Source organism: Spiroplasma endosymbiont of Notiophilus biguttatus, assembly GCF_964030985.1.
Classification (GTDB): domain Bacteria; phylum Bacillota_I; class Bacilli_A; order Mycoplasmatales; family VBWQ01; genus Spiroplasma_E; species Spiroplasma_E ixodetis_A.
In genome coordinates this window covers 317,005-331,984 of record NZ_OZ034993.1, presented here as the reverse complement: position 1 = coordinate 331,984, position 14,980 = coordinate 317,005, and the positions used below count along the sequence as shown (strand labels likewise).

Genomic DNA, 14,980 nt, shown 5'->3' with positions numbered 1-14,980 from the left:
AACAATCAAAATCAGTAATTAAAGATGAAGTAAAAAAAGAAGTAATTTCTGAAGTAGTAACTCCTATTATTAAAGAGCCAAAATCAGTAGTTAGTAAAATAAAAAAAGAGCTTACAAAAGAAAAAGTTGTTAAAGCTAAATCAGTTGTTAAGGATAATATTGCAGAACCAGATAACACTAAAACTGTTGTTAGTGAAGGTAATTTAAAAACTATTTTTGATCATAAAAATATGACTGTTAAAGTTGTTAAAGAAGATGATAAAAATAATAAAAAATAATTTAAGGTAATATTAAATTATGGTTAAAGTTACTTATAATTATCAAAATAGTAACATTGCAGAAGTTATAATTACTGGTCATGCTAATTTTTCAAAAATTGGAAATGATATTGTTTGTGCAGGGATTTCAGCCATTGTTATTGGTACACTAAATGCACTTCATGAACTTGAGAATAATCAAGTTCAAGTAATTAATAATACTGCTGGATTAGTGAAACTTAAAGTTACTAGTTTCACTAATAATTGTCAAATCATTTTAAAAACAATGCTTTGACAATTAAAAACTATTAAAGAACAATATCCAAAATATATTAACATAAAGGAGGTGTAATTATGTTTTATAAATTAAATTTACAATTATTTGCTTCAAAAAAAGGAGTGGGTTCAACTCGTAATGGTCGTGATTCACATTCTAAACGTTTAGGTGCTAAAATTGGTGATGGACAAAGTTTAAAAGTGGGAACAATTATTTATCGTCAACGTGGAACTAAAATTCACCCTGGTGAAAATGTAGGACGTGGTGGTGATGACACCTTATTTGCTTTAAAATCAGGAATTGTTAAGTATACTATTTTTAAAAAAAATAAAACACGAGTTTCAGTTATACTTGATAAAAAGTAAAAATAAATTTTTAATAATAAAAACCTATTTTCAATGCTATCATATTTTGAAGATAGGTTTTGTTTGTTTATTTTATGTTTAATGATATGATAGGAGAAAATAATGAAACATATTACTTTAATAATTACTGGTAGTATTGCAGCAAACAAAGCTTTAATTTTATTAAAACAATTAAAAAAAGAATTTTTAGTTGATATTATTTGTACTAAAAGTTCTTTACATTTTCTAGAAGATAAAACATTTTCTTATTATTCTGAAATGTTTGAACAAGATTCATATGTTAAAGGAGATTTAATTACTCATACTAATTTAGCAATTAAAACAGATTTAATTGTTGTTTATCCTGCTACTATGAGTTTTATTAGTAAAGCAAATTTAGCAATTGCTGATAGTTTAGCATTATCAGTATTTTTGGCTTCCAAAGCAGAAAAGATATTATTTTCAGCAATGAATCATAATATGTATCACAATCAAAGTTTTCAAAAAAATTTATTAGAATTATCTAATTTTGAAAACATTACTATTATTCCTCCAGATTCAGGAATGTTGGCCTGTAAGATGATTGGTGATGGACGGGTTAAAAGTCCAGATAGTGCATTAACAATAATTAAAGATTTTTTAAAAAAAAATATTGATTTATCTAATAAAAAAATTTTAATTAATATTGGTCGCACTAGAGCTTATATTGATCCAATTCGTTATATTACTAATAATTCTTCAGGAAAAATGGGTAAAGCATTAGTAGATGCTTTTCTTAAAACTAATGCTAAGGTAGTATTAGTTGCAGGTGATTGTGATTTTGAAATTAAATCGCAAAAAAACCTAACTATTATTAAAGCGAATACTAATGAAAAAATGTTCTTAGCAATGAAAAAAAAATTTGATAATGCTGATATTGTAATATGTGCTGCTGCTTTAAATGATTATAAAGTAAGTACATATATTCCTAATAAAATAATTAAAAATAAAAATGAAAATTTATCTTTATCACTGATTGCTAATATTGATGTATTGGCATTTTTAGGTAAGCAGAAAGCACAACAAGTTTTAATTGGTTTTGCTGCTCAAGAATTTAATGATAAAAATCTTGGTATTGAAAAAATGAAAATTAAAAATTGTGATGGTATTTGTATTAATAATATTAGTGTTATGGGTAAAAATGAAACAGAAATTGATTTTTATTTTAAAAATAATAATTATAATTTGGTTGGTTCAAAAGTGGAAGTTGCTAGACAGATAGTTGATATTATAATTAAGAATATTTTAAATTATTAATGTAATAAAAATAGAATTTGAATATGTAATTAATTGGTAAACTTAAGTGACTGATGCCCAATAATATCTGTATACTAAAATTATATGAAAAATAAAATAGCATTTTACACAAAAATGTTAACACTATATAATAAGACTTATTATTAATATAAAAAAGGAGTAAGAAATGCGTTTTATAGATGTAACAAAATTAAAAGTTACTGCTGGCAAAGGTGGTGATGGTGTTGTTGCTTTTCGTCGTGAACTTTATGTAGCCAAAGGTGGTCCATCTGGTGGAGATGGAGGAAGAGGCGGTAATATCATCTTTATTGGTGATTCAGGTATGAATACTTTATTAGACTTACGTAAAAATAAAGAGATAACTGCTGAAGATGGTAAAAATGGTGCACCCAAAAATATGCATGGACGTAAAGGAGTCAATACTTATGTAAAAGTTCCTTTGGGTACTATTATTAGAGATAACAAAACTCAAAATATTCTTGGTGATATTATTAAAGATAAACAAGAAATAATAATTGCTGCCGGTGGTCTTGGTGGACGAGGAAATGCACGTTTTGCTTCGGCAATAAATCGAGTACCTAAAATATGTGAAAAAGGAATGCCTGGACAACATTTTGAAATAATTTGTGAGTTGAAATTATTGGCCAATGCAGGATTAGTTGGTTTACCTAATGCTGGTAAATCAACATTATTAGGAGCTATTTCTGCTTCAACTCCAACGGTTGCTGATTATCCTTTTACTACTCTTAATCCACATTTAGGTGTTGTTAGAGTTGATAAAAATAATAATTTTGTTATAGCGGATTTACCTGGATTAATAGCAGGAGCTAGTCTAGGAAAAGGACTAGGTTTACAATTTTTGCGTCATATTGAACGTTGTCAAGTTTTAGTACATATGATTGATATTAGTGATAAGACTCAAGATCATTTTTTAAATTATCAATTAATTATGAATGAATTAGAAAGCTATAATAAAGATTTGACAAAAAAACCGCATTTAATTGTTGCAAATAAAATTGATTTACCAGATGCACAAACTAATTTAGAGAAATTAAAAGAACAAATTAAATTACCAATAATTGCAATTTCTGCTATGAAACATATTAGTTTGGATATATTAATTAAAGATATTGCTAAAGCTGTTGAAAAAGAACAACTGCATCAAGTTAATAATAATGATGAAAATAATGAAGAACATATTCTTTATGAATATATTAATAAAGAATATGTTCCACAAATTATTATTACTAAAATTGCAAGTAATCAATGAACTATTTCTGGTAAAACCGTTGAAGTAATATATCAAAAAAATCCTTTAAATAATTATCATAATATTTTATTATTTAAAATTAAATTACAAGATTTAGGAATTTATAATGAATTAAGAAAGCAAGGAATAAAAAAAAGTGATCATGTTAAGATTTTTAATTATGATATGATTTGAGAAGAAGAATAAAAAATAGGGCAAAGGAAAATAGGAAATGGAAATAGTAATTAGTTTATTGGTAGTTATTTTAATTGTTAGTAGTATTGGTGGCTTAATAATTTATATGCAAATTAAAAAAAGTCAAAAGGTTACTAGTGACCCAATTGCACAAGATTTTTTAAAAATGCAAGTAGAAACTTTAAAAGAACAATTAAATGATTTTAAAACATCATGAAATGGTTCAGATCGTGATAAAACCGAAAAATTAATTAATTTAATGAGTAATATTGATAATTTTCAAAAAAATTTAGATAAAAAAGAAGATGATTATAAACGTAATGCTGATGTCATTCAAAGACAAGTAGTAGATGTTATTAAAGATTTAGCAAAGTTACAAGAATCATCAACTGTTTTAGGTAAAATTAATGATAATATTCAAAGTTTACAGGAAGTTTTTATTAATACTAAAAAACGTGGTAATGTTGGTGAATTTGTTTTAGAAAAAATTTTAACTAATATGTTAGGTTCAAATCAAAAATTATGAGAGCGACAATATAAAACAATTGATGGCAAAGTTGTTGATGCCTATGTAAAAACAGATTCTGAAAAAGAAGGAATTGCTATTGATTCAAAGTTTTCAATTGATAACTATCAAAGGTATTTAGTAAGTGAAGATATTAAAGTTAAAGAAAATTATTTAAAAGATTTTCGTAATGATATTCGTAAACGAATTGATGAAGTTGGAAAATATATTAATATTAAAAATAAGATTTCTAGCGCAGTAATGTTTATTCCTTCTGAAGAAATATTTGCTTTTATTTACGCACAATTTGCTGATGATATTGTTGAATATGCTTTTAAGAAACGTGTTTGAATTACCTCTCCTACTACTTTATCTGCTGTTTTATTTATAGTTGATAAAAATCGTAAAGACATTGATTTTAATAAAAATTTAGAAAAAATGGCAAAAAAATTACGTTTATTCAAAGATGATTTTGATCGTTGGGTTGATAGATGAGAAAAAGTTAAGGCTGGTTTTGATACAACTAATAAAGCAATTGAAACTTTAGATAAAACCCATAATAAAATTGCTGGACATTATAACAATATTTTTGAAATGTCTGAAGAAATAAAAGAGAGTGAATAATTATGAATTTAGAACAATATTTACAGGAAATTATTAAATTTTTACAAAGTGAAGTAAAAAAAGCAAATGCCAAAGGTTTAATTGTTGGTTTAAGTGGTGGTGTTGACTCAGCAGTAGTAGCATTATTGATTAAAAAAGCTTTTCCTAATGATCATTTAGCATTAATTATGCCTTGTTTTTCACCAGATATTGATTTAGAATATGCAAATAATTTAGTTAATATTCATAAATTAAATGCCAAAGTAGTTAATTTAAATAATGTTTTTTTAATTTTTAAAAAAACATTAGAAAATGAGATTAATATAGAAAAATCAAAATTAATTTTAGGTAATTTAAAAGCTAGATTAAGAATGAATACTCTTTATGCATATGCGCAAAATCATAATTATTTAGTTGTAGGAACAGATAATAGTGATGAATGACACATTGGTTATTTTACTAAATATGGTGATGGTGGTGTTGATTTATTACCAATTATTCATTTGTTAAAAAAAGATGTTTTTGCTGCAGCAAAGATATTAAAAGTTAGTGAAGAGATCATTATCCGTAAGCCAACTGCCGGTTTATGAGATGGACAAACTGATGAAATGGAAATGCAATTTAAGTATGAACAATTAGATCAGTATTTACTAGGAAATAAATCATTAATACCATCATCAGTAATTAATAAAATTGAATTTATGCATCAGAATAGTGCACACAAAAGAATACCTGTACCGCAAGCTTCAAAATGAACAAGAAAAAAATAAAGGAATGAGAATATGGCTGGACATTCACAATATGCAAATATTAAACATCGTAAAGATGCCCAAGATAACAAACGTGGTAAAATTTTTCAAAAATTATCAAGAGAAATTTATGTTGCTGTTAAATTAGGTGGTGCAAATGTTGAAAATAATCCGCGATTGAAATTAATGTTAGAAAAAGCACGACATATAAATATGCCAAAGGATAATATTAATCGTGCTATTAATAAAGCTAGTAATAAAAATGAAACAACCAATTATGAAACAATCACTTATGAAGGATATGGACCAAGTAATATTGCCCTAATTATTCATTGTTTAACTGATAATAAAAATCGAACTGCAAGTAATATTCGAAGTTATTTTAATAAATTAGGTGGTCATTTAGCTGCTACTAATTCTGTTCAATATTTATTTCAAACAGCGGGGGTAATTCAATTTTCAAGTTTATTATCAGTTGAAGAAATATTAGAGTTAATAATTGATTTTGAGATTTTTAATATTGAAAAAAATGAAGATATTATTGATATTGAAGTTAATCCTAAACAGTTAAATGCTGTAACTAATTTATTAGAAAAAAATAATATTAATGATTTTATTACTAATGAAATTGTTAATATTCCCCATGAATTGATTACTATTACTGATCAACAGCAAATTAAATTAATTGATATATTACTAGAAACAATTGAAAATGATGATGATGTGCTTTCAATTGAACATAATTTTAAAAAATAAAAAGGTTTATTTTTCTTTTTCATCTAATTAATAGTAAGAATAGAAAAGAAGGAATAAGTCATGGATGAATATTTTTTAGGTATTATTAAATAATTTTATTTTCATAAAATTATTTTTGAATGTAATGATCATCGATATATGGCATCAGTCACTTAAGTTTACCAATTAATATTTTCAATCTGTAATATAATTAAAAATAATTAATACAGAAGGAGAAATTATGAATTATAAAGTTTATTCAAAAGAAACAAAATTAGCCGTTGTTAATGAGTATTTAGTTGATAAAAAACTAAAAATACATGAAATTCAAGTCAAATATAAATTATCAACTCCAGTATTAATTTATAATTGGGTTAACCAATATCAAATTAAAGGTGAAAATGCATTCACCAAAATTTCTAAATCCCAAACTTCTCACAGGATCGATAAGAAAGATATTGAAATTAAACTATTAAACAAAGAAATTGATAAATTTAGAAAACAAGCTTTAAAAGATGAGGTTGAAAAAGAACTTTTAAAGGAGCAATTAGCCTGTGAAAAGAAATTAACAAGAGGAAAAAATAGTAAATTATTAAAATATAAGTGTTTTTTAATAGTAGAAAAATATAAGCAAAAAGGTCATCAATTAAATAAAATTATTGTTTACATAGCTATTAGCAAAACAGCATACTATTTATGAGTAAAAAAAGGTAAAAAGCAATATCAATCAAAAATTAATGATAATTTGATACAAGCAATAAACAAAATAGTTCTCATTAAAAATGAAAAAAAGTACATTAATATCACTAGTTTTGAAAAAGTAAGATTAGAGTTAAAAATAAAAAATAAAGGTCTTAAATGCAGTAAAACAAGCATAAAACAAATATTAAAAGATAATAATATTAAATTATTATTAGAACCTAAATCAACAAATAGAGTAGTAGAAAATAGTGATTTAAAAAATAATAAAGATTTATTAAAACGTAATTTTTCAAGTAATAACTTTCTTGAAAAAGTTAGTATGGATGGCACATGATTTAAAAATATAATTATTGGTGATAAAAAAACAAAATTATTAGTTGTTTTTGCTACTGATATGTACAGTAATTCAATTGTTGGCTGAAAAATAAACAAAAGTGAAAATGCCAAAACTGTGTTAAATGTGGTTAATCAAATAGAATTAGCGAGTGCTAAACAATGTAATTTTACGACTATTCAATCAGATTTAGGTTCTGCTAATACAAGCGAAATTGTTAGTAAAGTTTTTAATACAAGTACTAATCTAATTCACTCAAAAAGTCTATCAGGTTTTAAAGGTAATCAAGTTAGTGAATGTTTAAATCGTTGAATTAAAAGAGATTTTAAAATGATGTTTGGTAGCACTTTTGAAAGTATGGAAAGTTTTAATAAAATATTAGAAAAATTTGTTAGATATTGAAACAATGATAGAATAGTTATTAGATTGAAAATGCCTCCAAATCAATTTGTACAGATTTGAAGACAAGAAAGTAAACTTATCTAACCAATGCCGCCTAATTTTATTTAGAAAATAATTATTTTTGATATTACTGTAAAACAATTGTTATTTATAACGAATGTTGGTATTCTTATATAGTGCTTAAATAATATACAATCTATGTTTATACAAATAAATTGATTTAGGAGTGAAGAAATATGAACACTTCTTCTAGGACAAGAAAAACTAAAAATCTTGGATTTTTTTTAAGAATTTTTAGTTTAATAATTATTGTTTCTACAATAATTATTTCAGTAGTGTTTAGTGCTAAATATGTTGAAAATAATAGTAAATTAAGTATTGAGTTTGCTGGTGGTTATCAAACACAAGTTCAATATGAGGGTAAAGGTAAACAAAAAGATGTTATTAATTTATTAAAAGACAGAGTTGACCCTTTAGGTACTAGCAACGTTGATATTGAAAGCATTACTAGCAGTAATCATAATAAGTATAATTTAGCGTTGAGTAAAGATGCGGGAGTTGATATCTCTACTTTTGTTCATAGTGTATCACGACGTGGTTATTCTTATATTGTTGATAAAGATGGTAATGACTTATTAGCAACCGAAAAGAAAGATGACAAAGCTACTACTTGAACAAAAAGAGATAAAAGATTATTAACTAGTGATGTGTTTTCTGGCATTAAAGCCGTTAATAATTCAGTTACTCATCGCCCAGAACTTGTTTTTGATGTTAAAAATGATTCAGTTTTAAAAGAACTTACTTCTGCTAAAGAAAATACATTTTATATTTATTCAGATATTGGTCAGTTATTAGATTATATTCGTAGTAGTATGGAGGGTATTCGTTCCCTTGCTTTTATAATTGATAATCTTAAAAATGATACTGATGGTAAGATTAAAGCATCATTAGCATCAGTATTAGATAATAATACACCAGGTCTTGGTAATGGTAGTGACATTTTAGCTAGAGCTAAAGCACAAGACCCTACTTTAGCACGATTATTAAATCCTAATCAAAATGGTCAATTTGGTATTAATTGAATTTATTCTGATAATTTAGATTCAGTTCATAGTCTTTCTGTTGATACTAATGATGAAAAAAATACATATGATCCTGCTAATCGTTTTGATCCTTTTGCTTCTCCTATTATTGGTTCACCTATGAATGCATGATTACCTTATATTAAAGATTTACTACGTTTACCAGATGTTTCAGATATTTTACATGAAGATGTTATTGATTATCGTTATATTCCATATTGAGTTGGTGAAGTCAAAGTAACTAGCAATAGTATTTCAATTAATTCAGATACTTTTAATCTTGAAACAGTTGAACAAATGAAAAGTGTTTTAACATCACAATTGTCAAAAAATAATTTTACTATGTTATCTTATGCTAATGTTAGTCCAACGCTAGGTGCAACATCTTTAAAAATTGCAGTTGTTATTATTATATTAGTTACCTTTGTTCTTATGACTATTGTTCTGTTTTATTATCGTATGTTAGGAATTATTGTTCTAATTATAATATCATTATTTTTATTATTTACTATTGTTAGTTTTGTTTTCATTAATGGTATAATTGCTCCCGAAAGTGTAATTGCTTTAATTATTGGTTTTGCATTATTATTAGATACGATTATTAATTTGTTAGAATGTTTTAAAAATGAATATATGCAAGGTAAAACTTTGGTTAGTGCTTTTAAATCAGCAAATAAGAAAACATTATCCTCTTCATTAGATTGTAGCGCTATTATTTTAATTGTTAATTTAACTATTTTTTGATTTGGAACTCGTGCTATCAAAGGTTTTATTATTATGACTTCTATTGCTACTTTTGGTGTAATTATTTTTGGAATTATCTTATTAAGATTAATATTATGAGCAGTATTACGAAATAATTGGTTAGAAAATAAACCTCAACTTTTAGGAACTAATAATATTAGTAGAAAAAGTACTATAGTTTTAAATAATTCAGTAGATACAAATAATATTAAAAGTAGTGATAAAACAATAAAAGAACAATTAATTTCAGAAAAATGTCAACTTCAAATTAATTATAAAAATAAAGTTAAAGAATTAATTAAAAAATTTAAAGTTGATAAACAGCAATTAAAAAAAGAACATAGTAAATCAAGATCAATTTATAAGTCAAAAGTAAAAGATTTAAAATTAAATCTTTCACAAGAAATTAATAAATTGAAACAAGAATTAATTAATGGATTAAAACCGTTAAAAATTCAAATAGTTAAAGCAAAAGACAAAAAAATATTAGTTAATTTTAAAAATATTTTTTCAAAACTTAAAATAAATAACTGAAATTATTTTCATAAATTAACAAAATGAATTCTTTCGGGCTCTGCTATTATTGTTCTTGCTTCAGGTATTACTTATGGTGTAGTTGGTTCTAATTTTGGCTCTGGTTTTGATCAACGAACTGATTTTGTTGGAATGGGTATAATTACTCAAGATCCAAGTGATCCTAATTACAATATTATTAAAGAAGCAGAAATAGCAAAAGATTTTATTAGTAAAGAAATTCAAAATAATAGTCAATTTAGTAAATATTTTAAAAATATTAATTTTGCCTTAATTGCTGGTGGTGAAGGAAAACAATATCAGTTTAAGATTATTGTTCAAACAACAGTAAATTCTCAAAGTATGCAGCAAAGGTTTAAGAATTTTTTAGGTGAGATTACTAGAAATTGAAAACAAGAATCTATCTTACAATGAGGAGAAATTGATCTAGTTGTTGCTAAGTCAGGTGTTGATTTATTAGTTAATATGATTATTTCAATTGCTTTATCTTTTATTGTTATTTTAATTTATATTATTATTAGATTTCAATTAACTTATGTTATTCCTTTAATTTTAGCTATTATTTTTAGTTTACTAATGACACTTGCTATTATTAGTATTTTCCAAATTGTAATTTCTACTTCAATTGTTGGAATATTATTGGGAGTAATGATTTTAACAATAATTAGTATTATGTCAATTTTTGATAATATTCGTGAAATTAAGATTAATAATAATCAAACACAAGTTATTAGTACAGAAGAAATAATTGAAATTTCAAATAAAAGTGTTCAAAAGGCTTTACCAAGAACATTAGTTATTAATGGTGTAGTGTTAATAACATCAGTAATTGTTATGTTTATTATTCCTAGTTTCTGAATAGTTAGTTTATCATTATTAATAGGTTGTATAGTAAGTTTAGTATCATCTTACTTTATTGCTCCTTTTATTTGAACTTATTTTGAGAAATGAAGAGTTTATAGATATAAAAAACGTATTAATAAAATTAAAAAACATTTCATTGGTGCAGATGAATATGTTATTAAAGGTATTAATGAATAGGTGGTTGCAATGACAAAAGAATCATTAAAAAAAATTATTATTAATATTCCTGATTTCCCAATTAAAGGTATCCAATTTAAAGATATTAACCCAATATTAAGTAATCCAGAAGCATTTCAAAGTGTTGTTAATATTTTTGTAGATTTTATTAAAAAATGTGGAGCAACAGCAATTTTAGCACCTGAAGCAAGAGGATTTATTTTTGGTTCTGCTATAGCATATAAGTTGGGTATTAAATTAGTTCTTGCACGTAAAAAAGGTAAATTACCAGGTAAAACCTATAAAGTAACTTATGATTTAGAGTATTGTACTGCTATGTTAGAAATGCAGCAAGATGTATTTTCAACAAAAGATAAAGTAGTAGTAATTGATGATTTGATTGCAACTTCGGGAACAATTAATGCTTGTCTTAATTTAATAAAGCAAAGTAGCGCTCAATCAGTTGGCATTGCTACTTTAATTTCGCTTTCTGAATTTGCTAATAAACATCATTTTGATAATATTCCGCTGCTAGAAATAATTCAGTTTTAATAAGTAGTAAATAATGAATAATTTAACTTGTAAAGATTTTAACCAATTATTAGAGGAAGCAAAAACATTTATCAAAGATCCTAAGCAAATTACAAAAATTAAAGTAGCTTATGAATATGCATTATTAAAACATAAAGATCAATATCGAAAGAATGGTGATCCTTATGTTTATCATGTTTTATCAACAGCATATAATTTAGTATTATGACATTTGGATGTCTCTTCAATACAAGCAGGATTTTTACATGATATTTTAGAAGATACACCAACAACTTTTGAAGAGTTAGTAGCAGAATTTGGTTTGGAAGTTGCTAATTTGGTTTTAGCTGTAACTAAAGTTAGTCATTTTGCAAAAGAAAAAAGAAATGAAATTAAAGCTAATTATTTACGTAAATTATATTTAAGTTTAGCTCATGATATTCGTGTCATTATTATTAAAATGGCAGATCGTTTACACAATATTAGAACTATTAATTTTTTAAATCCCGAAAAACAAATAATTATTGCTAAGGAAACTTTAGAAGTTTACGCTTCTATTGCTCATCGTCTAGGTATGCGTAAATTACAATCAGAACTAGAAGATCGTTCTTTTGCAGTATTACATCCTAAAGAGTATAAAAAAATTGATAATCTTATTAATTTGGATCGTGAAAAACGTGAAAAATTAGTTAATGAAATTATTAAAGAATTAAGTAAAACATTATCACAACATAAAAATTTAATTTTTAAAATTTATGGTCGTAGTAAACACTTATATTCTATTTATCGTAAAATGTATTATTTTGGAAAAGATTTTGATGATATACATGATATTTTGGCAATTAGAGTTGTTACTAATTCTATTGATAGTTGTTATGCCATTTTGGGTTATATTCATCAAAGTTTTACTCCTGTTCCGGGTAGATTTAAAGATTATATTGCAACACCAAAAAATAATATGTATCAATCATTACATACATCTGTTGTTTTTGATAATGAAATTTATGAATTACAAATTAGGACTGAAGAAATGGAAGATTTTGCTGAAGCAGGTGCAGCTTCGCATTGAAGGTATAAAGAAGGGGAAAATAAAAATCCTAAGAAACGTCAAGCAGAAATTGATGAAAAATTAAATATTTTTCAAGAAATATTAAATTTAAATGACTTAAATCCAAATGTTGATGAAAACATATTAGCAGATAATATTGCCAAAGATAATAATTTAGAAAAAGAAATTCGACAAGATATTTTTAGTGATTTAATTTATGTATTAACTCCAAATGGTAATGTTATAACATTACCATTTGGTTCAACTGTTTTAGATTTTGCTTTTAAAGTTCATACTGAAATTGGTGAAACAACAGTAGGTGCAAGAATAAATGGTATTTATTCTCCTATTAATACTGTTTTAAAATCAGGTGATATTGTTGAAATTAAAACTGCTAAAACCGCACGCCCTTCTCGTGATTGATTAAATATTGTTAAGACCAATTTTGCTCAACATAAAATAAAAAAATATTTAAATAATCAGCAAGAAAAATTTAATCAAGAAAATAAAATTAAAGATACAGAAAATAAAGAGAAAATAAAAAAAACAAAGGAAAAAATAGAAGAATATATTATTGAAAATCACATTCGTTGAAAAATTGCAAAACGTAATGTTATTATGTCAAGAATTAGATCATTAAAATATAAAACGTATGAAGATTTTTGCTTAGATATTGCTAATGGAACTTATACAATTGAACAGGCGGTTACTACTATTTTATATAGTGACTCAGCAACATTTCAAGAATTAAAAACTAAACAACAAACAACAATGAATTTAAATAGTAATAATGAAATTATTATTGAAAATGCCCCCAATACTAAAACATCATTGGCTCATTGTTGTTTACCTATCCCTGATGAACCAATTGCAGGTTATATTACTAAAGGGCAAGGCATTAAAGTTCATCGTTTAATTTGCCCTAATGTTAGTTTGCCAGAGCGTAAAGAACGTATTATTGACACTAAGTGAAATTTATTAGCAACTAGTCATCATCTTTATAATTCAAAAATTCAAATTCAATATTTAGATCGACCAGCATTGATGACTGATGTTTTAAATATTTTGGGGTATTTAAAGGCACAAATTCAAAGTATTGATGCTAATAATAAGCTTAAGGAAAATCATGGAAGTTTAAAAATTTTAATTAAAGTTTCTAATATTGAACGTTTACATCAAATTATTTCATCAATTAAAAAAATTCCTGATATTATTGCAATAAACAGAATAATTATGTAATATTTTAGTATAATATTTTCAGCATTTAAAAGTAAATTTAGGGTAAACATTAAGAGACAGTGTGGTTGGTGCAAACACTGGTTGACTAATTTTATGACATTAAATAGCTTGTATTATTAATTAATTAACGCTTTTCTCCCTTTATGTACTATTTTTTAATTTTATCACATAAATGCTGAGAAAAGCGTATCTACGGACTTCTCCCCACATTTTTAAATTAAACACAGCATTACAATTTCAAAACTAGGTATCTTGTTGAATTTATATGCAGCTTCTTTGGCATATAAATAAACATGATGTTTTGCAGCTTTGATATATGTTTTAAATGTTCTTCTTATATGTTTTCAAACTGATTCAATTTGATTGGTATTTACACCAGTTTTTGAAACATAACCATCTTGTTGGTTAACTGTTTTATGTTTTGGGAAAACCAATTTGAAATCGCAATATCCTTTTCAATCATCAGTATATACATGACATTTTGAAGAAATGTGGCTTCTTGCAAAATTCAAAAGATTTTTACTCTTTGCATTTTTCAATACTTTCACAATTAAATTATTAGTTGTTTTTTCATAAATGCCAATAATCAATGTTTTATTTTCAAGGATCTTCCTTGTTTTTTAAAAGCCATATGTGAAAGATACATTTCATCAATTTGCACTGTGCCTTCAACAATAAATTGAGGTTCTTGTTTTGCAATACGTGTTCTAATTTTATGACCCATTCTCCATGCTGTTTTTAAGGTCACTCCCAATTCTTTTGAAACATCAGTTGATGGAATTCCATGTTTGGTGTTTATTCATCTAAAGATGAGGTAAAATCATGATCTTAAAGATGTTTGTGACCTTGAAAATATGGTACCGTGAGAATACTAAATGTTTGATTACATTTCAAACATCTTATTCTTTTTAAATCAGAAGTATTCAAATTAAAACTAGAACACCTAATACATTTGTTTTCTTTCAAATTTGCTATATATGCAAGACATTGCTGTTCAGTTTGAAAAGCATTGTTGAACTCATTCAGTTTCATTGTTCCCTCCACAAGTACATGTGGGGAGAAGTCCGTTAATTAAATATGATAAATGATAATTAAGTGCATTTACTTTGTAAATGAATTAGGATGGTACCGCGT

At 25.2% G+C, this 14,980-nt stretch carries 14 protein-coding genes; 11 read left to right on the top strand and 3 right to left on the bottom strand.

Features of this window, described 5'->3' with window-relative positions; all coding sequences use genetic code 4:
- The first annotated feature begins 297 nt into the window (after window positions 1-297).
- From AAHM85_RS01895 to AAHM85_RS01845, 11 genes are all read left to right on the top strand, one after another.
- On the top strand, window positions 298-609 hold the full coding sequence (locus AAHM85_RS01895; protein WP_342260788.1) for a ribosomal-processing cysteine protease Prp: 312 nt from the start codon (window positions 298-300) through the stop codon (window positions 607-609).
- A 2-nt stretch (window positions 610-611) separates the two neighbouring features.
- Window positions 612-899 carry a 50S ribosomal protein L27 gene (rpmA, locus tag AAHM85_RS01890; RefSeq protein ID WP_342260787.1) on the top strand — a complete coding sequence of 96 codons (288 nt, stop codon included), beginning with the start codon at window positions 612-614 and terminating at the stop codon, window positions 897-899.
- Between the two features lie 102 nt (window positions 900-1,001).
- Entirely contained in the window at window positions 1,002-2,174 is a 1,173-nt protein-coding gene (coaBC, locus tag AAHM85_RS01885; RefSeq protein ID WP_342260786.1) for a bifunctional phosphopantothenoylcysteine decarboxylase/phosphopantothenate--cysteine ligase CoaBC, read from the top strand.
- A gap of 166 nt (window positions 2,175-2,340) precedes the next feature.
- Window positions 2,341-3,630: a GTPase ObgE gene (gene obgE, locus AAHM85_RS01880; protein ID WP_342260785.1), complete on the top strand. Its 1,290-nt coding sequence runs from the start codon at window positions 2,341-2,343 to the stop codon at window positions 3,628-3,630.
- A 25-nt stretch (window positions 3,631-3,655) separates the two neighbouring features.
- Entirely contained in the window at window positions 3,656-4,747 is a 1,092-nt protein-coding gene (locus AAHM85_RS01875) for a DNA recombination protein RmuC (RefSeq protein WP_342260784.1), read from the top strand.
- 2 nt (window positions 4,748-4,749) lie between these two features.
- Window positions 4,750-5,496, top strand: a complete 747-nt coding sequence (gene nadE, locus AAHM85_RS01870) for an NAD(+) synthase (protein ID WP_342260783.1) — start codon at window positions 4,750-4,752, stop codon at window positions 5,494-5,496.
- A gap of 12 nt (window positions 5,497-5,508) precedes the next feature.
- Window positions 5,509-6,231, top strand: coding sequence for a YebC/PmpR family DNA-binding transcriptional regulator (locus tag AAHM85_RS01865; protein WP_342260782.1), 723 nt, complete (start codon window positions 5,509-5,511; stop codon window positions 6,229-6,231).
- A gap of 220 nt (window positions 6,232-6,451) precedes the next feature.
- Window positions 6,452-7,732 (top strand): IS3 family transposase, encoded by a 1,281-nt coding sequence (locus tag AAHM85_RS01860; RefSeq protein ID WP_342260781.1) that lies wholly within the window; start codon window positions 6,452-6,454, stop codon window positions 7,730-7,732.
- A 152-nt stretch (window positions 7,733-7,884) separates the two neighbouring features.
- A complete protein-coding gene (gene secDF / locus AAHM85_RS01855; RefSeq protein ID WP_342260780.1) occupies window positions 7,885-11,049 on the top strand; it encodes a protein translocase subunit SecDF in 3,165 nt (1,054 codons plus the stop codon).
- Window positions 11,050-11,058: 9 nt separating this feature from the next.
- Window positions 11,059-11,580, top strand: a complete 522-nt coding sequence (locus AAHM85_RS01850) for an adenine phosphoribosyltransferase (RefSeq protein WP_342260779.1) — start codon at window positions 11,059-11,061, stop codon at window positions 11,578-11,580.
- A gap of 13 nt (window positions 11,581-11,593) precedes the next feature.
- Window positions 11,594-13,846 (top strand): RelA/SpoT family protein, encoded by a 2,253-nt coding sequence (locus AAHM85_RS01845; protein ID WP_342260778.1) that lies wholly within the window; start codon window positions 11,594-11,596, stop codon window positions 13,844-13,846.
- 212 nt (window positions 13,847-14,058) lie between these two features.
- Here AAHM85_RS01845 and AAHM85_RS01840 read toward each other — a convergent pair whose 3' ends face one another.
- From AAHM85_RS01840 to AAHM85_RS01830, 3 genes are all read right to left on the bottom strand, one after another.
- Complete coding sequence (locus AAHM85_RS01840) at window positions 14,059-14,436, bottom strand: transposase (RefSeq protein ID WP_342260777.1); 378 nt, start codon at window positions 14,434-14,436, stop codon at window positions 14,059-14,061.
- Window positions 14,397-14,600, bottom strand: coding sequence for a hypothetical protein (locus AAHM85_RS01835; protein WP_342260776.1), 204 nt, complete (start codon window positions 14,598-14,600; stop codon window positions 14,397-14,399). The genes AAHM85_RS01840 and AAHM85_RS01835 overlap by 40 nt, the downstream gene beginning before the upstream one ends.
- Before the next feature lie 74 nt (window positions 14,601-14,674).
- Complete coding sequence (locus tag AAHM85_RS01830; RefSeq protein WP_342260775.1) at window positions 14,675-14,890, bottom strand: hypothetical protein; 216 nt, start codon at window positions 14,888-14,890, stop codon at window positions 14,675-14,677.
- Window positions 14,891-14,980 lie beyond the last annotated feature (90 nt).